Below are 20,817 nucleotides of genomic sequence, written 5' to 3' on the forward strand. Positions count from 1 at the left end.
ACATGGCTGCTTTGCCCGGCACTCCATCGCCCTCGGCGCTTTCCTCGGGAAGCGCGGCGGCCGAGCCGCTCGACGAACGGGCGCTCAGCAAGCTCAAGTGGCGCTGCCGGCGCGGCCTGCTCGAAAACGATCTGTTCATCGCCCGCTTCTTCGAGCGGCACGAATCTCGCATCACCGTCGGCCAGGCCGGCGCGATGGAGGTTCTGATGGACCTCTCGGACAACGATTTGCTCGATCTTCTCCTTCGCAGAAAGGAGCCCGAGCCCGCATGGGCCGGGGCCGAGGTGGTCGAGCTTCTGCAGCTGATGCGCGCCGACGGTGCGCAGCGGCCCGCAGCCTCCACGACCTCTTCCTCCTCGCCCTCCCGAACAATCCTCTGAAAGAAACCCGAAATGAAAGCCTCCGATACCAAGGCCACGCTATCGTTCAGCAACGGTGCCGACAAGGTCGAACTGCCGATCTACAAGGGCACCGTCGGTCCCGACGTGATCGACATCCGCAAGCTGTATGCGCAGACCGGCATGTTCACCTACGACCCGGGTTTCATGTCCACCGCGGCCTGCCAGTCGGCCATCACCTACATCGACGGCGACAAGGGCGAGCTGCTGTATCGCGGCTATCCCATCGAGCAGCTCGCGACCAACTGCGACTTCCTCGAGACCTGCCACCTGCTGCTGTACGGTGAACTGCCGGACGCGGCCAAGAAGGCCAACTTCACCAAGCTCGTGACCAACCACACGATGGTCAACGAGCAGATGCAGTTCTTCCTGCGCGGCTTCCGCCGCGACGCACACCCGATGGCCATCATGACCGGCCTGGTGGGCGCGCTGTCGGCCTTCTATCACGACAGCACGGACATCAACAATCCCGAGCACCGCGAGATCGCCGCGATCCGCCTGATCGCGAAGATGCCCACGCTCGTGGCCATGGCCTACAAGTACACGATCGGTCAGCCGTACATGTACCCGAAGAACGAACTCAGCTATGCGGGCAACTTCCTGCACATGATGTTCGCCACGCCCTGCGAGGAGTACAAGGTGAACCCGGTGCTCGAGCGCGCGCTCGACCGCATCTTCATCCTGCACGCCGACCACGAGCAGAACGCCTCGACCTCGACCGTGCGCCTGTGCGGCTCGTCGGGCACCAACCCCTTCGCGGCCATCGCGGCCGGCGTGGCCTGCCTCTGGGGCCCGGCCCACGGCGGCGCCAACGAAGCGGCGCTCAACATGCTCTACGACATCCAGAAGGAAGGTGGCGTGGAGAAGATCGGCGAGTTCATCAAGAAGGTCAAGGACAAGAACTCGAACGTCAAGCTGATGGGCTTCGGCCACCGCGTGTACAAGAACTACGACCCGCGCGCCAAGCTGATGCAGGAAACCTGCAACGAAGTGCTGACCGAGCTGGGCCTGGAAAACGACCCGCTGTTCAAGCTCGCCAAGGAACTGGAAAAGATCGCCCTGGAAGACGAGTACTTCGTGTCGCGCAAGCTCTACCCGAACGTCGACTTCTACTCGGGCATCGTGCAGCGCGCCATCGGCATCCCGGTGCCGCTGTTCACCGCGATCTTCGCGCTGGCCCGCACCGTCGGCTGGATCGCCCAGCTCAACGAAATGATCGGCGACCCCGAGTACAAGATCGGCCGTCCGCGCCAGCTGTTCGAAGGCTCGCCCAAGCGCGACGTGAAGCCGATCTCGGCCCGCTGATCGGTTCTTCCGACCGCTCCCTGCAAAAGCTGCCTTCGGGCAGCTTTTTTATTGCCCGTTCGGCATGGCCCTCCTCGCGCTCGGGCAGCAATGCCATCTCATATCACGATGGCAACTGCATGAAAACAGGAAGAAAATAGCCGACTCATCGCCAGATGCGATGCCCAAGCCCCCATGAGCACGTCCGAACGCAACTTTGCCCGCCGCATCGACCTCACGTCGCTGCAGCTGTTCGTGGCCGTGTGCGAGCTGGGCAGCATCGGGCGCGCCGCGGAGCGCGAATTCATCGCCGCCTCGGCCATCAGCAAGCGGCTGTCGGACCTCGAGGCCACGCTCGGCACCACCCTGCTCTACCGCCATGCGCGCGGCGTCGACCTGACGCCGGCCGGCGAAAGCCTGCTGCACCACGCGCGATCGGTGCTCTACAGCCTCGAGAAGATGCAGGGCGAACTCAGCGAGTACGCCGACGGCGTGCGCGGCCACGTGCGGGTGCATGCCAACATCTCGGCCATCGTGCAGTTCCTGCCGGAAGACCTGGGCGTGTTCACGCGCGCCCACGAGGCGATCAAGATCGACCTCGAGGAGCACCTGAGCACCGAGGTGATCCGCGCGGTGCAGGAAGGCGCGGCCGACCTCGGCGTGTGTCACGTGGCCGGCGGCGCGGGCGAGCTGCAGAGCCTGCCCTACCGGCACGACCGCCTGGCGCTGATCGTGCCTGCGGGCCATGCGCTGGCCGAGCAGGGCGCGATCGAGTTCATCGCCGCGCTCGATTACGACCACGTGGGCCTGCACACCAACAGCTCGATCTACGTGGCGATGCACGAGGCCGCGCTGCTCGCGGGCCGCAGCGTCAAGCTGCGCATCCACGTCACCGGCCTCGATGCGATGTGCCGGATGATCCAGAACGGCCTGGGCATCGGCGTGATGCCGCAGCGCGCCTTCGAGTTGATGCAGGACGGCATCGGCCGCGGGCTGGTCAGCGTGGCGCTGTCCGACGCCTGGGCCGCGCGCGAGATCCGGCTGGTGGCGCGCGATTTCTCCACGCTGCCGGTGGCGGCCCGCACGCTGGTGAACCACCTGCACGCGGCCTCCTCCACCGAGGCCGAAGCCGGCGCCGACCGGCTCGCGGCCTGAAACCCAAGACAATCCATTTCCCCACGAAAGAGAAGAGACCGACATGGCACGCACGCTCTACGACAAGATCTGGGACGAACACGTCGTCCACACCGAGGAAGACGGCACCGCGATCCTCTACATCGACCGCCACCTGGTGCACGAGGTCACCAGCCCGCAGGCCTTCGAAGGGCTGCGCGAAGCCGGCCGCAAGCTGTGGCGCATCAGCTCGGTGGTGGCCACGGCCGACCACAACACGCCGACCACCGGCTGGGAGCGCGGCTACGAAGGCATTGCCGACCCGACCAGCAAGGAGCAGGTCACCACGCTCGACCACAACATCGCCGAGTTCGGCGCCGCCGCGTTCTTCCCGTTCCTGAGCAAGCGCCAGGGCATCGTGCACGTGATCGGCCCCGAGACCGGCGCCACGCTGCCGGGCATGACGGTGGTCTGCGGCGACTCGCACACCTCCACGCACGGCGCCTTCGGCGCGCTCGCGCACGGCATCGGCACCAGCGAGGTCGAGCACGTGATGGCCACGCAGACGCTGCTGGGCAAGAAGGCCAAGAACATGCTCGTGAAGGTCGAGGGCAAGCTGCCCCTGGGCTGCACGGCCAAGGACATCGTGCTGGCCATCATCGGCAAGATCGGCACCGCCGGCGGCACCGGCTACACGATCGAGTTCGCCGGCTCGGCGATCCGCGACCTCAGCATGGAAGGCCGCATGACGGTGTGCAACATGGCGATCGAGGCCGGCGCGCGCGCGGGCCTGGTGGCGGTCGACGAGAAGACCATCGGCTACATCAAGGGCCGCCCGATGGCGCCCAGCGGCGTCGAATGGGACCAGGCCGCGGCCTACTGGCGCACGCTGCAGTCCGACCCCGGCGCGAAGTTCGACACCGTGGTCGAGCTCGACGCGACGCAGATCAAGCCGCAGGTCACCTGGGGCACCTCGCCCGAGATGGTGGTGGCGATCGACGGCCGCGTGCCCGATCCCGACAAGGAAAAGGACGGCAGCAAGCGCGGCGCCATCGAGCGCGCGCTGGTCTACATGGGCCTGGAGCCGAACAAGGCGATGAACGACATCTTCATCGACAAGGTGTTCATCGGCTCGTGCACCAACAGCCGCATCGAGGACATGCGCGAGGCCGCGGCCGTGGTGAAGAAGCTCGGCCAGAAGGTCGCCAAGAACGTGAAGCTGGCGCTCGTGGTGCCCGGCTCGGGCGTGGTGAAGGAACAGGCCGAGCGCGAAGGGCTCGACCAGATCTTCAAGGCCGCGGGCTTCGAGTGGCGCGAGCCCGGCTGCTCGATGTGCCTGGCGATGAACGCCGACCGCCTCGAGCCCGGCGAGCGCTGTGCCTCGACCAGCAACCGCAACTTCGAAGGCCGCCAGGGCGCGGGTGGCCGCACCCACCTCGTGAGCCCGGCCATGGCCGCCGCGGCCGCCGTGCACGGCCATTTCGTCGACGTGCGCACCTTCGCCTGACCAGGAGAACAAGACATGCAGAAATTCACCGTGCACAAGGGTCTCGTGGCCCCGATGGACCGCGAGAACGTCGACACCGACGCGATCATTCCGAAGCAGTTCCTCAAGTCGATCAAGCGCACCGGCTTCGGCGTGAACCTGTTCGACGAATGGCGCTACCTCGATCCGGGCGAGCCCGGCCAGGACCCGGCCAGCCGCAAGCCGAACCCCGACTTCGTGCTGAACCAGCCGCGCTACGCGGGCGCCTCGGTGCTGCTGGCGCGCAAGAACTTCGGCTGCGGCTCCTCGCGCGAACACGCGCCGTGGGCGCTCGACCAGTACGGCTTCCGCGCCATCATCGCGCCGAGCTACGCCGACATCTTCTTCAACAACAGCTTCAAGAACGGCCTGCTGCCGATCGTGCTGCCCGAGGCGCAGGTGGCCCAGCTGTTCGACGAGACCTTCGCCTTCCCGGGCTACTCGCTGACGATCGACCTCGAGCGCCAGGTGGTGGTGAAGCCCGACGGCCAGGAGTTCGCCTTCGACGTGCAGGCCTTCCGCAAGTACTGCCTGCTCAACGGCCTGGACGACATCGGCCTCACGCTGCGCCACAAGGACAAGATCAAGGCCTTCGAGGCCGAGCGGCTGGCGCAGAAGCCCTGGCTCGCGCACACGATGCTCGCCAACGCCTGAGGCGTTTTCCGTTTCACTTCCTTCGACAACCACCCAATGAAAATCGCAGTTCTCCCTGGTGACGGCATCGGCACCGAAATCGTGGCGGAAGCCGTCAAGGTGCTCCAGGCGCTCGACCTGAAGTTCGAGATGGAGACCGCCCTGGTCGGCGGCGCCGCCTACGAGGCCCATGGCCACCCGCTGCCCGATTCGACGCTCAAGCTCGCCAAGGAGTCCGACGCGGTGCTGTTCGGCGCGGTGGGCGACTGGAAGTACGACAAGCTCGACCGGCCGCTGCGCCCCGAGCAGGCCATCCTGGGCCTGCGCAAGAACCTCGGCCTGTTCGCCAACTTCCGCCCGGCCATCTGCTACGAGCAGCTGGTGGACGCCTCGAGCCTCAAGCCCGAGCTGATCGCTGGCCTGGACATCCTCATCATCCGCGAGCTGACCGGCGACATCTACTTCGGCCAGCCGCGCGGCCGCCGCACCGCGGCCGACGGCCACTTCCCGGGCGCCGAGGAAGCCTTCGACACGATGCGCTACTCGCGCCCCGAGATCGAGCGCATCGCGCGCGTGGCCTTCGAGGCCGCCCGCAAGCGCAGCAAGCGCGTGACCAGCGTCGACAAGGCCAACGTGCTCGAGACCTTCCAGTTCTGGAAGGACGTGGTGACCGAGGTCGGCAAGGACTATCCGGACGTCGAGCTCGACCACATGTACGTCGACAACGCCGCCATGCAGCTCGTGAAGGCGCCCAAGAAGTTCGACGTGGTGGTCACCGGCAACATGTTCGGCGACATCCTCTCGGACGAGGCCGCGATGCTCACGGGCTCGATCGGCATGCTGCCCTCGGCCTCGCTCAATGCCAGCAACCAGGGCCTGTACGAGCCCAGCCACGGCAGCGCGCCCGACATTGCCGGCAAAGGGGTTGCCAATCCCCTGGCTACAATACTGTCCGCTGCCATGATGCTCCGTTTCTCCCTCAATCAAGCCGAAGCTGCCGACCGGATCGAGTCGGCGGTCAAGCATGTGCTGGCCTCCGGCCTGCGCACGGGGGACATCTGGTCGGAGGGCACCCGCAAGGTCGGCACCATCGAGATGGGCGACGCCGTGGTGGCGGCACTCTCGGCCTCGATCACCAAAAAGACGATTACCGGCTAACCGCAGCCCGCTTCGTCACGCCCACCCGGCTCCTGACGAGTCGGGCGCAAAGAGAAACCAGCGACTTTCTTTTTTCTTAAAGGGCACACTCAAATGGCGAACGCATCTCAACCTCTGGTCGGCCTCGTAGGCTGGCGCGGCATGGTCGGCTCGGTCCTGATGGACCGCATGCAGGCCGAAAACGACTTCGGCCTCATCGAGCCGGTCTTCTTCTCGACCTCCAACGCCGGCGGCAAGGCCCCGGCGATGGCCAAGAACGAGACCGCCCTCAAGGACGCGCACGACATCGAGGCCCTGAAGAAGTGCGACATCGTCATCACCTGCCAGGGTGGCGACTACACGACCGAGGTGTTCCCCAAGCTGCGCGCCGCCGGCTGGAACGGCCACTGGATCGACGCCGCCTCCACGCTGCGCATGAAGGACGACGCGATCATCGTGCTCGACCCGGTCAACCTGCCCGTGATCCAGAACGCGCTGACCAACGGCGGCAAGAACTGGATCGGCGGCAACTGCACCGTGAGCTGCATGCTGATGGGCGTGGGCGCGCTCTACAAGGCCGGCCTGGTCGAGTGGATGACCAGCATGACCTACCAGGCCGCCTCGGGCGGCGGCGCGCAGCACATGCGCGAACTGCTGACGCAGTTCGGCACGCTCAACGCCGAGGTCCGCTCGCTGCTCGACGACCCCAAGTCCGCCATCCTCGAGATCGACCGCAAGGTGCTGCACAAGCAGCAGAACCTCAGCGCTGCCGAGACCGCCAACTTCGGCGCCCCGCTCGGCGGCTCGCTGATCCCCTGGATCGACAAGGACCTGGGCGACGGCATGTCGAAGGAAGAGTGGAAGGGCGGCGCCGAGACCAACAAGATCCTCGGCCAGGGCGCGGGCTTCGGCACTGCGGCCACGCCGGTCGACGGCTTCTGCGTGCGCATCGGCGCCATGCGCTGCCACAGCCAGGCATTGACCTTCAAGCTCAAGAAGGACGTGCCGGTGGCCGACATCGAAGCCATGATCGCCGCCGACAACGCCTGGGTGAAGGTGGTGCCGAACACCCGCGAAGCCACCCTGCAGGACCTGACGCCCGTGGCCGTGACCGGCACCATGGGCATCCCGGTCGGCCGCATCCGCAAGCTGGCGATGGGCCCGGAGTACGTCGGTGCCTTCACCATCGGCGACCAGCTCCTCTGGGGCGCCGCCGAACCGCTGCGCCGCATGCTGCGCATCCTGCTGGAAGCCTGATGGGGGCAGTTCGCGCCCGTTGCCTACCCCCTTGTTGTCGAAAGGCGACAGAAGATGTGTTCGTAAGTATGCGCGCACTGGGTAGAACGGGCGCATTGCCTTGTCAGTAGGGGGTGATGATGCTAACGTCCTCTTACAATTTCTGGGCCTGAGCCGCCCCCTATCAGCATGACAAGACATCTGTTGCCCGCGGCCCGCCCATCGGCCGCTCGCTCCCCCCTTCCCCTGAACGGCGTTCGTCTGTCGGTCCTGAGTGCGGCGGTGGCCGTGGCGATGGGTCTGGCCAGCACCGATGCCAGCGCGCTGGCGCTGGGTCCGCTGAAGGTGCAGTCGGCGCTGGGCGAACCGCTGCGGGCAGAGATCGACGTGACCGAGATCACGGCGGCCGAGGCCGACAGCCTCAAGATCAACGTGGCCACCGCCGACGCCTTCAAGACGGCCGGCGTTCCCTACAACCCGGCCCTGCGCGACGTGCGCGCGACGCTGCAGCGCCGCGCCGGCGGCCAGTACGTGGTGCGCCTCAACGGCAGTCGTCCGCTCAACGACCCCTTCATTGACCTGCTGCTGGAGGCCAACGGCAGCACCGGCCGCATCGTGCGCGACTACACCGTGCTGCTCGATCCGCCCACCGCGCGCACCGCGGCCGATGCCGGCACGCCGATCGCTCCGGTAGCGCCACAGGTCGCGGCGCCCGCCGAGCGTCCCGGCCCGGTGGTCGCGCGCACGCGCCGCGAGCCCGCCGCAGCGCCCGCGCCGGTCGCCGTGGCACCGGCGCCGTCGGCAGCCTCCTCCCCCGCACCCACGGCCCGCTCGCCCCGCCCCGCGGGCAGCGGCGAACAGGTCACGGTGCAGCGTGGCGACACCGCCGGCAAGATCGCCGCGGCCAACAAGCCGGCCGACATCTCGCTCGACCAGATGCTGGTCGCGCTGCTGATGGCCAACCCCGATGCCTTCATCGGCGGCAATGTCAACCGTATCCGGGCCGGTGCCGTGCTCGACCTGCCGAGCGCCACCGAGGCCGGCGCGGTGCCGGCCGCGGAAGCCCGCCGCACGGTCACGGCCCAGAGCCGCGACTTCAGCGCCTATCGCCAGCGGCTGGCCGAGAACGCCCCGACCTCGAACGTCGCCGCCGCCAGCCGCCGCGCCGGCGGCCGGGTGCAGGCCAATGTCGAGGACCGCAATGCCGCGGCCACGGCGCCCGACAAGCTCACCATCTCGCAAGGCAACGCCACCGCGCGCGCCGCCGAGGAAAAGGTCGCGCAGACCCGCCAGGCGCAAGACCGCAGCAACCGCGTCGCCGAGCTGTCGAAGAACATCGAGGAGCTCAACAAGCTCAAGGCCGCGGGTGGCTCGACCGCCGCGGCGCCTTCGGCAGCGCCTGCGCCCGCAGCGGCCGCGCCCGCCGCGACGCCTGGCATTCCGGTGCCCGTCGCCGGCCCGGCCGCCGCCGTGGCGCCCGCCGCTCCGAGCCCCGCACCAGCTCCCGCTGCCGCGCCCACGCCTGCTGCCGCGGCCGCGCCGGCCCCAGCCGCAGCGACGCCCGCCGCCGAGGCCGCGCCAGCAACAGCAGCCGCCGTCGCAGCCGCCACTCCCGCCGAGGGCGCCGCAGCCACCGGTGCGCCCGCCCCGAGTCCCGCGGCCAGCGCCGCGGCACCTGCTCCCAAGCCGGCGCCCAAGAAGGTCGTGGCACCGCCCCCACCGCCGCCCGAACGCAGCTTCCTCGACGAACTGCTCGACAACCCGCTGATGCTGGGCGGTATCGCGCTGATCGCGCTGCTGATCGGCTTCCTGCTCTACCGCGTGCTGGGTCGTCGGCGCGAGGAAATGAGCGAGAGCGTGTTCCTCGAGAGCCGCATCCCGAAGGACTCCTTCTTCGGCGCCAGCGGCGGCGAGTCGGTCGACACCAAGAACCGCGGCGATTCCACCGTCTCGTCGCTCTCGTACTCGCCGAGCCAGCTCGACGCCGGCGATGTCGACCCGGTGGCCGAGGCCGACGTCTACCTGGCGTATGGCCGCGACCTGCAGGCCGAGGAAATCCTGCGCGAAGCGCTGCGCGTGAATCCCGACCGCACCGCGATCCACCTGAAGCTGCTCGAGATCCACGCCAAGCGCCGCGACCTGCGCGCCTACGAGGGCCTCGCCACCGAAGTGCACAAGCTCACCGGCGGCAATGGCGCCGACTGGACCCGCGTGGTCGACATGGGCAAGGAACTCGACCCGGGCAATCCGCTGTACGAATCGGGCACGCCGCGCAGCGCCACGCCCGCCGAGAGCGCCGCGCTCGCGAGCGCGCTGGCGGCCGCATCGGCCCGCCCGCCGGCAGCCGCCAAGCCCGCGCCCGCCCCCGCGCCGGTGGCGGCCGCTCCTGCCTTCGTGCCCTCGGTGGCACCGCTCGATTTCGACCTGGACCTGAGCCAGCCGCCCGCGCCACCGCCGCTGGCACCGGTCGGCGCCAGCCTGCCGAAGTCGGCCTATGCGCCCGCCCCGGCCGCGCAGCCGACGACGCCCCCGTCCGCCAGCCTCGGCGTGCAGCCGACGGTCGATCTCGAGAACGATTTCGACACCGCCCCCGGCGCGCTGCAGCTCGACACCCTGCCCGGCTCGCTCAACGACGCCGACAACACCCGCCCCGCCGTGCTGCGCGGCGGTGCCGGCCTGCCGGCCGACTCGGGCTTCATCGAGTTCGACATGAGCGCCCTGGCCGGCCTGCCCGCCCGCGCGGGCAACGGTGCCGACCATGCCGCGCCGTCGGCCTCGGCCCACGAGGACGACGAGAGCCCGCATGCCGTCAAGCTGTCGCTGGCGCGCGAACTGCAGGCCATCGGCGACGTCGAGGGCGCGCGCTCGCTGGTCGAGGAAGTCGAAGCCGAAAGCGCCGGCGAACTCAAGTCGCAGGCGCGGCAGCTGCTCGCCGAGCTGCGCTGAGCGCGCGGCGCCGGCCTCTTCGTTTCTGGTTTCGTGAGGCTGGCGCTCGGCATCCGCTACAACGGCCAGGCCTATGACGGCTGGCAGAGCCAGTCCTCGGGCCGCACGGTGCAGGACAAGCTCGAGAAGGCGCTGTCCCAGTTCGCCGCCCAGCGCATCTCCACGCTCTGCGCCGGCCGCACCGACGCCGGCGTGCATGCGTTGATGCAGGTGATCCACTTCGACACCGAGGTGCAGCGCGAACCCTTCTCCTGGATGCGCGGCACCAACCGCTACCTGCCCGACGACATCGCCGTGCAGTGGGCACACCCGGTGCCGGCCGAATTCCACTGCCGCGCCAGCGCCCTCGCGCGGCGCTACGTCTACGTGCTCTCGCAATCACCGGTGCGCCCCAGCCTCGACGCGGGCCGGGTCGGCTGGTCGATGAACCTGCTCGACGGCGACGCGATGCGCGCCGCGGCCGCGCTGCTGATCGGCGAACACGATTTCAGCTCGTTCCGCGCCTCGGCCTGCCAGGCCCGCTCGCCGGTCAAGAACCTGCGGCGCATCGAGATCACGCGCCACGGCGAGGGCCAGCGCTGCCGCTGGCAGTTCGAGTTCGAGGCCGATGCCTTCCTGCACCACATGATCCGCAACCTGATGGGCTGCCTGGTGCGCGTGGGCCGGGGCGCCGAGTCGCCCGAGTGGATCGGCGAGGTGCTCGCCGCGCGCAGCCGCGACGCGGCGGCACCGACCTTCTCGCCCGACGGGCTGTACTTCCTCGGCCCGTTGTACGACGCCAAATGGGGTCTGCCGGCCGAGGCCACCTTCCAGGCCGCCCGCGCGGCCTATGATGGCCCGCCATGAGCCCTCTCCCGCCGCGCACCCGCATCAAGATCTGCGGCCTCACGCGCGAAGCCGACCTCGATGCCGCCGTGGAAGCCGGCGCTGATGCCGTCGGCTTCGTGCTCTACCCCAAGAGCCCGCGCGCCGTCGCGCCCGAACGCGCGGCCGTGCTGGCCGCGCGCCTGCCGCCCTTCGTCACGCCGGTGCTGCTGTTCGTCGATGCGCAACCCGCCGAGGCCATCGCCGCCCTGGCCCGGGTGCCGGGCGCCATCGCCCAGTTCCATGGCGATGAAACGCCCGCCGACTGCCTCGCGGCGAGCGGAAACGGGCGCTTCCGCTTCATGCGCGCGGCGCGCATTCCCCTCGGCGAGGCCGGTGCCGGCTTCGACCTCGTAAAATACGCGTCCGATTTCTCAAACGCCCAGGCCATCCTGCTCGACGCCTATGTCGACGGTTATGGCGGTGGCGGCAAGGCATTCGATTGGTCACTTCTTCCACCCGCCGTCGACGCTCACCTCGTCTTGAGTGGTGGACTCACACCTGCAAACGTGGGCGATGGCATTCGCACGCTGCGGACACGCTGCAAGACGCTGTCCGTTGATGTGAGCTCGGGCGTCGAGATCGACGGTCCCGGGAACAAGGGCCTGAAGGACGCCGGCAAGATCCGGCAATTCGTCGCCGCGGTGAGAGCGGCCGACGCCTCGTCCTTCTCCAGTTAGCCGCCGCACCCGGTTGTCGACCGGGCCGCGGCCCAACGATCGAGAACCATGCAAAGCACCTACCAGCAACCCGACGCCACCGGCCATTTCGGCAACTACGGCGGCACCTTCGCGAGCGAGACGCTCACCCACGCGATCAACGAGCTGCGCGACGCGTACGCGAAGTACAAGGAAGACCCGGCCTTCCTGGCCGAATTCCACTACGAGCTCAAGCACTTCGTCGGCCGGCCCTCGCCGATCTACCACGCCGCGCGCACCAGCCGCGAAATGGGCGGCGCGCAGATCTACCTCAAGCGCGAGGACCTCAACCACACCGGCGCCCACAAGATCAACAACGTGATCGGCCAGGCGATGCTCGCGCGCCGCATGGGCAAGCCGCGCGTGATCGCCGAGACCGGCGCCGGCCAGCACGGCGTGGCCACGGCCACCATCTGCGCGCGCTACGGCCTCGAATGCGTGGTCTACATGGGCAGCCAGGACGTGAAGCGCCAGAGCCCCAACGTCTACCGCATGAACCTGCTCGGCGCCACGGTGGTGCCGGTGGAATCGGGCAGCAAGACGCTGAAGGACGCGCTAAACGAGGCGATGCGCGACTGGGTCACGAACGTGGAGAACACCTTCTACATCATCGGCACCGTCGCCGGCCCGCACCCCTACCCGATGATGGTGCGCGACTTCCAGAGCGTGATCGGCACCGAGTGCATCGAGCAGATGCCCGCGATGCTGGCGGCCGACGGCATCACCGGCGAAGCCGAGGGCAAGCAGCCCGATGCGGTGGTCGCCTGCGTGGGCGGCGGCAGCAATGCGATCGGCATCTTCCATCCCTACATCCCGTTCGCGGGCACGCGGCTGATCGGCGTCGAGGCCGCCGGCGAAGGCCTGGACAGCGGCAAGCACGCCGCTTCGATCCTGCGCGGCAGCCCGGGCGTGCTGCACGGCAACCGCACCTACCTGCTGCAGAACGAGGATGGCCAGATCACCGAGACGCACAGCGTCAGCGCCGGCCTCGACTATCCCGGCGTGGGCCCCGAACATGCGTACCTGGCCGACATCGGCCGCGCCGAGTACGTGGGCGTCACCGACATCGAGGCCCTCGAGGCCTTCCACTACCTGTGCCGCACGGAGGGCATCATTCCCGCGCTCGAATCCAGCCACGCCGTGGCCCACGCGCTGAAGCTCGCGAAGACCATGCGCCCCGACCAGTCGATCCTGGTCAACCTCTCGGGCCGCGGCGACAAGGACATCGGCACCGTCGCCGACCTCGCGGGCGTCGACTTCTACGACCGACCGTCGATGCGCGGCCTGAGCGTGAAGGGAGGCAAGTGATGAGCCGCATCGCAGCCACCTTCGAGGCACTGAAGAAGGACGGGCGCCGCGCGCTCATCCCCTACGTCACCGCCGGCTTCCCCTATGCCGACATCACGCCCGAGCTCATGCATGGCATGGTCGCGGCCGGTGCCGACGTGATCGAGCTCGGCGTGCCCTTCTCCGACCCGATGGCCGACGGCCCGGTGATCCAGCAGGCCGGCGAAGCCGCGCTCGCGCTGGGCATCGGCATGAAGCAGGTGCTCGCGATGGTCGCGGCCTTTCGCGCGAAGGACACGCGCACGCCCGTGGTGCTGATGGGCTATGCCAACCCGGTCGAGCGCTACGACCTCGTGCACGGCAAGAAGGCCTTCATCCGCGACGCGGCCGCGGCCGGCGTCGACGGCCTGCTGGTGGTCGACTATCCGCCCGAGGAGTGCGAGCAGTTCGCCGCCGAGCTGCGCGAAGCCGGCATCGACCTGATCTTCCTGCTGGCACCCACCAGCACGGACGAGCGCATGGCGCAGGTCGCGCGCATCGCGAGCGGCTACGTCTACTACGTGTCGCTCAAGGGCGTGACCGGCGCCGGCCACCTCGACACCGAGGCGGTCGGCCGCATGCTCCCGCGCATCCGCCAGCACGTGGGCATCCCGGTCGGCGTGGGCTTCGGCATCCGCGACGCCAACACCGCGCAGGCGGTGGGCTCGGCGGCCGACGCGGTCGTGATCGGCACCAAGATCATCCAGCTGATCGACGGCCAGCCGCGCGAGCAGGTGGTGCCCGCAGTGCATGAATTCCTCGCGGGCATCCGCGAGGCGCTCGATGCCTTGCCGGCGGCTACCGCGAAGAATGCGGCTGGCCGATAATCGCCGCTGCCCTCGTCAGGCCCCTTTCGTCATGCGAAAAAGCACGAAAGGGGCCCTGACGGCCCCGAAGGCTCTCCCGCCTTCGCGCGAACCTAGGAATGCCCATGAGCTGGCTTGAAAAACTGCTACCCGCCAAGATCGCCCAGACCGACCCCGCCGAGCGCCGCCAGGTGCCCGAGGGTCTGTGGATCAAGTGCCCGGCCTGCGAGACGGTGCTCTACAAGACCGACCTCGAGCACAACCAGAACGTCTGCCCTAGCTGCAGCCATCACCACCGCATCGGCGCGCGTCCGCGCCTCGACGCTTTTCTCGATGCCGAGGGCCGCTACGAGATCGGCCAGGAAGTGCTGCCGGTCGACGCGCTCAAGTTCAAGGACAGCCGCAAGTACCCCGAGCGCCTCAAGGAAGCCCTGGAGAACACCGGCGAGACCGACGCGCTGGTCGTGATGGGCGGCTCGGTCCACAGCATCAGCGTGGTGGTCGCCTGCTTCGAGTTCGAATTCATGGGCGGCAGCATGGGCAGCGTGGTCGGCGAGCGCTTCGTGCGCGGCGTCGAGACCGCGATCGAGCAGAAGGTGCCGTTCATCTGCTTCACCGCCACCGGCGGCGCGCGCATGCAGGAAGGCCTGCTGTCGCTGATGCAGATGGCCAAGACCAATGCCGCGCTCACGCGCCTCGCGAAGAAGGGCCTGCCCTACATCAGCGTGCTGACCGACCCGACCATGGGTGGCGTGTCGGCCGGCTTCGCCTTCATGGGCGACGTGGTGATCGCCGAGCCCAAGGCGCTGATCGGCTTCGCCGGCCCGCGCGTGATCGAATCGACCGTGCGCGTGACCCTGCCCGAAGGCTTCCAGCGTGCCGAGTTCCTGCAGACCAAGGGCGCGATCGACTTCATCAGCGACCGCCGCGAACTGCGCAAGACCATCGCCAGCACGCTCGCGATGCTGCTGCGCCAGCCGGCGGATGCGGTGAGCTGAAGCCTCCGCTTCCCGAAAGACGAAGCGCCCGGAACCTCGCGGTTCCGGGCGCTTTTTTCATGGGGACTGCAAACGGTCAGAGCCGGTAGGCCAGCACCAGCAGGTTGTTCAGCACGATCGCGATCACCTGCAGCACGACGATCGCCGCCAGCGGCGACAGGTCGACACCGCCGAGCAGCGGAATGACGCGGCGAAACGGCCGCACCAGCGGCTCGGCCAGGCGCGAGATCAGGTCGAGCAGCATCGGCGAAGCGCCCGGCACCCACGAGAGCACCGCGTACACCACCAGCAGCGCGGTCAGGCCCGACACCGCGAGCTGCAGCAGGCCGATGAACGAGACCAGCGGCAGCGCGCCGATGCGCCCGAGGTTGCCGATCAAGAGCCACAGCACGAGGAACTTGGCGATCACCAGCAGCCAGGCGGCCACGGCGCTCGCGAGGTCCCACTTCTTGACGGCCGGCAGCAGGCGCCGAAGCGGCAGCACGATCCAGTCGGTGATGGCGAAGATGAAGCGGCCCAGCGGATTGCCGAAGGGCACGCGGTGGTACTGCATGTAGAGCCGCAGCAGGCAGGCGCCGCCGAGCAGGCCGACGATCACGTCGAGGAGGAACGATGGGATCTGATAGAGCATGGCGCGCGAGGTGAAGCGGAGTGCGATGATAGCCACGCAAGGCTCTTCGATGACGACACAACCCCTTCTGAACTCCCTGCCTTTGTTCCCGCTCGGCACGGTCCTCTTCCCCGGCGGCCTGCTGCCGCTGCGCATCTTCGAGGTGCGCTACCTCGACATGATCGGCAAGTGCCGCAAGGGCGGCGTGCCCTTCGGCGTGGTGAACCTCACGAGCGGCACCGAGGTGCGCAAGGCCGGCGCGCAGGCCGAGCGCTTCGCCGAGGTCGGCACGCTGGCCGTGATCCGCGAATTCGAATCGCCGCAAAGCGGCCTGCTGCAGATCGAGTGCGTGGGCACGCAGCGCTTTCGCGTGCGCCACAGCGAGCTGCAGAAGCACGGCCTGTGGATCGCCGACGTCGCGATCCTCGCCGACGACGTCGCGCTCGAGATCCCCGAGGACCTGCGGCACACCGCCACCGCGCTGCGCCGCCTGGTCGACACGCTCGAGGAACGCAAGCGCGCGCAGGACGCCACCGGCTCGCCGCCGGCGCGCCTGCCGATCGGCGCGCCCTACCGCTACGACGACTGCGGCTGGGTCGCCAACCGCTGGTGCGAGCTGGTGCCGATGCAGCTCGAGCTGCGGCAGCGATTGATGGAGCTCGAGAGTCCGCTGATGCGGCTGGAGCTGGTCAGCGATCTGCTGGCGCGCACCGGTATCGCCTGAAGGCACGCCCAGCCTCGTTTCGCGCTTCGGATTTGATAGCTGGCAGCGCACGGGCGGCGACGTGCGGGCGGGGATTCGCTCGCCTTTGCCTCAGTTAAAATCCCGCCTTTCGCGCCGATTCTTCCTTCCCGCGCGCGCCTCCCCCACCGCCTCCCCATGTCCGAACAACAGCCGCACACCCCTGCTCCGGCCGCGACCACGCCCGCCGTCGACGACAACCAGCTCATCGCCGAACGCCGCGAGAAGCTCAAGCTGCTGCGCACCGCGCAGACCGAAGGCAAGGGTGTCGCATTCCCCAACGACTTCAAGCCGGGCCACCGCGCCGCCGCGCTGGTCGAGGCGCACGACGCCGTCGAAGCCGAAGCGCTCGAGGCGCAGAACGTCGCCGTGAGCGTGGCCGGCCGCATGATGCTCAAGCGCGTGATGGGCAAGGCCAGCTTCGCGACCCTGCAGGACGCCACCGGCCGCATCCAGCTCTACGTCACGCGCGACGCGGTCGGCGAAGAGGTCTATGCCGAGTTCAAGCGCTGGGACCTCGGCGACATCCTCGGCGCCGAAGGCACGCTGATGAAGACCAAGACCGGCGAGCTGTCGGTCAAGGTCACCGCGCTGCGCCTGCTGACCAAGAGCCTGCGCCCGCTGCCCGACAAGTTCCACGGCATGGCCGACCAGGAACAGAAGTACCGCCAGCGCTACGTCGACCTGATCACCGACGAATCGGCGCGCGTGCGCTTCACCGCGCGCAGCAAGGCCGTGAGCGCGCTGCGCGAATTCATGGTGGCCAACGACTTCCTCGAGGTCGAGACGCCGATGCTGCACCCCATTCCGGGCGGCGCCAACGCCAAGCCCTTCAAGACGCACCACAACGCGCTCGACCAGGAGATGTTCCTGCGCATCGCGCCCGAGCTCTACCTCAAGCGCCTGATCGTGGGCGGCTTCGAGCGCGTGTTCGAGATCAACCGGAGCTACCGCAACGAGGGCATCTCGGTGCGGCACAACCCCGAGTTCACGATGATGGAGTTCTACGCGGCCTACTGGAACTACCGCGACCTGATGGACTTCACCGAGACGCTGATCCGCACCATCGCCGACAAGGCCGTGGGCACGCAGCAGCTCAGCTACCAGGGCAAGCCGGTCGACCTGACGCAGCCCTTCGAGCGCCTGACGATCCGCGAGGCGATCCTCAAGTACACCGATGCGGGCGACGGCGTCGACGACAGCGCCTGGCTCGTCAACGCCCTGCGCAAGCTGGGCCTGAGCGAGGAGAAGGACAGGCTCTCGCAGCGCAGCCTGGCCAGCCTGCAGGTGATGTACTTCGAGGAGACCGTCGAAGAGAAGCTCTGGCAGCCGACCTTCATCATGGAGCACCCGACCGAGATCTCGCCGCTGGCGCGCGCCAACGACGAGCGCCCCGAGGTCACCGAGCGCTTCGAGCTCTACATCACGGGCCGCGAGTTCGGCAACGGCTTCAGCGAGCTCAACGACGCCGAGGACCAGGCCGCGCGCTTCAACGCGCAGGTGGCGGCCAAGGACGGCGGCGACGACGAGGCCATGTACTACGACCACGATTTCGTGCGTGCGCTCGAGTACGGCATGCCGCCCACCGGCGGCTGCGGCATCGGCATCGACCGGCTGATGATGCTGCTGACCGACTCGCCGAGCATCCGCGACGTGATCCTGTTCCCCGCGCTGCGCAGGGAATCTTGAGCACCGCGGCCGCGAACGCCACCGCGATCGGCATCGACTTCGGAACCTCGAATTCGGCCGTCGCCTGCCGCATCGCGGGCGCCACCCGGCTGCTGCCGATCGAAGGCGCGGCCACCACCCTGCCCACCGCGATCTTCTTCAACGCCGAAGACCGCAGCACGCACTTCGGCCGCGACGCGATCGCGCTCTACCTCGCCGGCGTCGAAGGCCGGCTGATGCGCTCGCTCAAGAGCCTGCTGGGCAGCCCGCTGATGCAGGAGAAGACCGCGATCTTCGACGGCCTCGTGAGCTTCGAGGACATCATCGCGCGCTTCCTGCGCGAGATGGCGGAGCGGGCCGCGCGCGAGATGGGCCGCCTGCCCGAACGCGTGGTGATCGGCCGTCCGGTGCACTTCGTCGACGACGACAGCAAGCGCGACGAGCGCGCCGAGCAGAGCCTGCGCGCCGCCGCGCGCGCCGCGGGATTCCGCGACATCGCCTTCCAGCTCGAGCCGATCGCCGCCGCCTTCGACTACGAGCAGCGCGTGCGCAAGGAATCGCTGGTGCTGATCGTCGACATCGGCGGCGGCACCTCCGACTTCACCGTGGTGCGGCTGGGCCCCGAGCGCGCCGCGCGCGAGGAGCGCGGCGACGACGTGCTGGCCACCACCGGCGTGCACATCGGCGGCACCGACTACGACCAGCGGCTCAATCTCGACCGCGTGATGCCGCTGCTGGGCTTCGGCCACCACGGGCCGCAGGGCCGCGAGGTGCCGAGCAAGGTGTTCTTCGACCTGTCGTCCTGGCACCTGATCAACTGGCTGTACCTCGCCAAGGCCACCCGGCAGGCGCGCGAGCTGCGCACCAGCTATGCCGACACGCGGCTGCACGACCGGCTCATGGCGGTGCTCGACGAACGCCACGGCCATCGCGTGCTCGGCGCGGTGGAGCAGGCCAAGATCGATGCCTCGGTCAGCGATGCACCCGCCACCATCGACCTCGACTGCGCCGAGCCCGGCCTCACGAGCACCCTGTCGCCGGCCGACATGGCGCAGCAGCTCGCGGCACAGTTCGAGGCCGTGATCGCCTGCGCCCATGCCTGCGTCAAGCGCGCCGGCCTGCGCAGCAACGAGCTCGATGCCATCTACCTCACCGGCGGCTCCTCGGCGCTGCGGCCCTTCCAGCAGGCCTTGCGCAAGAGCTTCGCGGGCGTGCCGCTGGTCGAAGGCGACCTGTTCGGCGGCGTCGCCTCGGGGCTGGCCTTCGCGGCGCGCTGAGCGGCGGGCCCTGCCTCATCGATCGCGCCATCGCGCATGAAGTACCTCTCGGCCTATCCGGCGACGCTGCAAGCACAGGTGCGGCGGCTGCTCGACGAAGAGCGCCTGGGCACCTGGCTGCGCGAGCGCTATCCCGAGGGCGCGCATGCCGTGCAGACTGACCAGGCGCTCTACCTCTACACGACCGGGCTCAAGAACGAGTTCATGCGCAAGGCCGGCCCGCTGTCGAAGGTGATCTTCGACAGCAAGCTGCACGTGATCCGCCATGCGCTGGGCACCCACACCACCGTCTCGCGCGTGCAGGGCAGCAAGCTCAAGACCAAGCAGGAGATCCGCGTCGCGAACCTGTTCAAGGCCGTGCCGGCACCCTGGCTGCGCATGATCGTCGTGCACGAGCTCGCGCACATGAAGGAACGCGACCACGACAAGGCCTTCTATGCGCTGTGCACGCACATGGAGCCGGACTACCACCAGCTGGAGTTCGATCTGCGGCTGTACCTGACGCACATCGAGGCGGGCGGGATGCGCCTGTGGGAATCGGCGGCCACGCCGCCCGCCGCATCCTGAGCAGGGCGCGGCGGCTTGCGTGAGGCCGCGGCCGTGCACACAATCGCCCCCGCATGGCGCGCGATTCGGGAGGCGCGCCCCCAAGAAAAAGAGGGAGTCCATGAAACATCCACTGCACCTGACATCGGCGGGCGATCCGCAGTTCATCGGAGAGATCGTCGAGGGCTTCAGGCTCGGGCTCCTAGAACTCGGCTACGACGTCAGCTGGCGGCAGGCACAGGTCGACGCGAGCCGCGTCAACATCGTCATGTTCGCCGCCGGGCTGACCTGGAACCAGTTGGCGCATCTCGGGCCCGACTGCATCGTCGTCAACATCGAGCAACTGGTCGAGGGCGGCAATGCGTTCACGCCGGCCTACCTGGAGATCCTGCGCAACAGCTACGTGTGGGAATACAGCGAACTGAATTTCCGGCGCTATGCGGAGCTCGGAATCCCCCGCGCGGACCTGGTGCCCTATGGCTACCAGGCTGGCGCCATCCTGCCGCCGCCGGTGTCCGACCCGCCCGTGGCCGAGGACATCGACGTTCTCTTCTTCGGCAGCCTCAACGATCGGCGCATGCGCCTGCTGGAGGCGCTCCGAGCGCGCGGCATGACCGTCGCGGCACACCACACGATCCCGCTGGCGGAGCGCGCCGCCCTGCTGGCGCGCAGCCGGCTGCTGCTCAATGTGAGCTATCTCGACGCCACGCGCACGGTGGAGATTCCGCGGCTGGCCGTGGGCTTCGTCGCGAAGAAGCCGATCCTCACCGAGATCTACGACGACAGCGAGTTGCGGACCGAACTGCGCCCGGGGGTCTTCGGCGAGCCCTATGAGCGGCTCGCGGACACGGCCGAGCGGCTGCTGTCGGCACCGGAAGAACGCCGGGAACGCGCCGAGCTGGGCCACCGGCTCTTCACGGCCACCTCGCAGGCGATGTTCATCCAGCCCGCGATCGAGCGCTTCTTCGCGTGGCGCTCGCAACAAGCCGGCGGCTGAGCCGACCGCGAGT

Annotated in this window: 19 protein-coding genes; 18 read left to right on the forward strand and 1 reads right to left on the reverse strand. The window is 68.6% G+C overall.

Annotated features, from left to right (window positions below; all coding sequences use genetic code 11):
* Nucleotides 1-2 precede the first annotated feature (2 nt).
* From KV106_RS07560 to accD, 13 genes are all read left to right on the forward strand, one after another.
* Nucleotides 3-380 (forward strand): FAD assembly factor SdhE, encoded by a 378-nt coding sequence (locus KV106_RS07560; RefSeq protein ID WP_064262389.1) that lies wholly within the window; start codon nt 3-5, stop codon nt 378-380.
* Between the two features lie 12 nt (nt 381-392).
* Nucleotides 393-1,703: a citrate synthase gene (gltA, locus tag KV106_RS07565; RefSeq protein ID WP_057595818.1), complete on the forward strand. Its 1,311-nt coding sequence runs from the start codon at nt 393-395 to the stop codon at nt 1,701-1,703.
* A gap of 174 nt (nt 1,704-1,877) precedes the next feature.
* On the forward strand, nt 1,878-2,837 hold the full coding sequence (locus KV106_RS07570; protein ID WP_261208650.1) for a LysR substrate-binding domain-containing protein: 960 nt from the start codon (nt 1,878-1,880) through the stop codon (nt 2,835-2,837).
* Between the two features lie 43 nt (nt 2,838-2,880).
* Complete coding sequence (gene leuC / locus KV106_RS07575; RefSeq protein ID WP_057595816.1) at nt 2,881-4,302, forward strand: 3-isopropylmalate dehydratase large subunit; 1,422 nt, start codon at nt 2,881-2,883, stop codon at nt 4,300-4,302.
* A gap of 15 nt (nt 4,303-4,317) precedes the next feature.
* Entirely contained in the window at nt 4,318-4,974 is a 657-nt protein-coding gene (gene leuD / locus KV106_RS07580; protein ID WP_057595815.1) for a 3-isopropylmalate dehydratase small subunit, read from the forward strand.
* A gap of 36 nt (nt 4,975-5,010) precedes the next feature.
* A complete protein-coding gene (gene leuB / locus KV106_RS07585) occupies nt 5,011-6,111 on the forward strand; it encodes a 3-isopropylmalate dehydrogenase (protein WP_261208654.1) in 1,101 nt (366 codons plus the stop codon).
* A 93-nt stretch (nt 6,112-6,204) separates the two neighbouring features.
* The gene (gene asd / locus KV106_RS07590) at nt 6,205-7,347 is read left to right on the forward strand and encodes an aspartate-semialdehyde dehydrogenase (protein ID WP_057595813.1); all 1,143 of its coding nucleotides are present in this window, start codon (nt 6,205-6,207) and stop codon (nt 7,345-7,347) included.
* A 273-nt stretch (nt 7,348-7,620) separates the two neighbouring features.
* Nucleotides 7,621-10,272: a FimV/HubP family polar landmark protein gene (locus KV106_RS07595; RefSeq protein WP_409976493.1), complete on the forward strand. Its 2,652-nt coding sequence runs from the start codon at nt 7,621-7,623 to the stop codon at nt 10,270-10,272.
* A gap of 33 nt (nt 10,273-10,305) precedes the next feature.
* Nucleotides 10,306-11,118: a tRNA pseudouridine(38-40) synthase TruA gene (gene truA / locus KV106_RS07600; protein WP_261208659.1), complete on the forward strand. Its 813-nt coding sequence runs from the start codon at nt 10,306-10,308 to the stop codon at nt 11,116-11,118.
* Nucleotides 11,115-11,816, forward strand: a complete 702-nt coding sequence (locus KV106_RS07605) for a phosphoribosylanthranilate isomerase (RefSeq protein ID WP_261208660.1) — start codon at nt 11,115-11,117, stop codon at nt 11,814-11,816. Before truA ends, KV106_RS07605 begins: the two co-directional genes overlap by 4 nt.
* Nucleotides 11,817-11,864: 48 nt before the next feature.
* A complete protein-coding gene (gene trpB, locus KV106_RS07610) occupies nt 11,865-13,142 on the forward strand; it encodes a tryptophan synthase subunit beta (protein ID WP_057592270.1) in 1,278 nt (425 codons plus the stop codon).
* On the forward strand, nt 13,142-13,987 hold the full coding sequence (gene trpA, locus KV106_RS07615; protein WP_261208664.1) for a tryptophan synthase subunit alpha: 846 nt from the start codon (nt 13,142-13,144) through the stop codon (nt 13,985-13,987). The genes trpB and trpA overlap by 1 nt, the downstream gene beginning before the upstream one ends.
* A gap of 104 nt (nt 13,988-14,091) precedes the next feature.
* Nucleotides 14,092-14,964, forward strand: a complete 873-nt coding sequence (gene accD, locus KV106_RS07620) for an acetyl-CoA carboxylase, carboxyltransferase subunit beta (protein WP_057592272.1) — start codon at nt 14,092-14,094, stop codon at nt 14,962-14,964.
* Between the two features lie 76 nt (nt 14,965-15,040).
* Here the strand turns inward: accD and KV106_RS07625 are convergent, their stop codons facing one another.
* Nucleotides 15,041-15,595, reverse strand: coding sequence for a YggT family protein (locus KV106_RS07625; protein WP_057592332.1), 555 nt, complete (start codon nt 15,593-15,595; stop codon nt 15,041-15,043).
* 49 nt (nt 15,596-15,644) lie between these two features.
* Between KV106_RS07625 and KV106_RS07630 the strand changes: the two genes are divergently transcribed.
* The 5 genes from KV106_RS07630 (at nt 15,645) to KV106_RS07650 (ending at nt 20,804) form a co-directional block, all read left to right on the forward strand.
* On the forward strand, nt 15,645-16,298 hold the full coding sequence (locus KV106_RS07630; protein WP_261208667.1) for an LON peptidase substrate-binding domain-containing protein: 654 nt from the start codon (nt 15,645-15,647) through the stop codon (nt 16,296-16,298).
* 156 nt (nt 16,299-16,454) lie between these two features.
* On the forward strand, nt 16,455-18,005 hold the full coding sequence (lysS, locus tag KV106_RS07635; protein ID WP_261208669.1) for a lysine--tRNA ligase: 1,551 nt from the start codon (nt 16,455-16,457) through the stop codon (nt 18,003-18,005).
* Nucleotides 18,002-19,261, forward strand: a complete 1,260-nt coding sequence (locus KV106_RS07640; protein ID WP_261208671.1) for an Hsp70 family protein — start codon at nt 18,002-18,004, stop codon at nt 19,259-19,261. The genes lysS and KV106_RS07640 overlap by 4 nt, the downstream gene beginning before the upstream one ends.
* 36 nt (nt 19,262-19,297) lie before the next feature.
* Complete coding sequence (locus KV106_RS07645) at nt 19,298-19,828, forward strand: M48 metallopeptidase family protein (RefSeq protein WP_261208673.1); 531 nt, start codon at nt 19,298-19,300, stop codon at nt 19,826-19,828.
* Between the two features lie 100 nt (nt 19,829-19,928).
* Entirely contained in the window at nt 19,929-20,804 is an 876-nt protein-coding gene (locus tag KV106_RS07650; protein ID WP_261208676.1) for a CgeB family protein, read from the forward strand.
* Nucleotides 20,805-20,817 lie beyond the last annotated feature (13 nt).

The organism is Variovorax endophyticus (assembly GCF_025376855.1).
Classification (GTDB): Bacteria; Pseudomonadota; Gammaproteobacteria; order Burkholderiales; family Burkholderiaceae_C; genus Variovorax.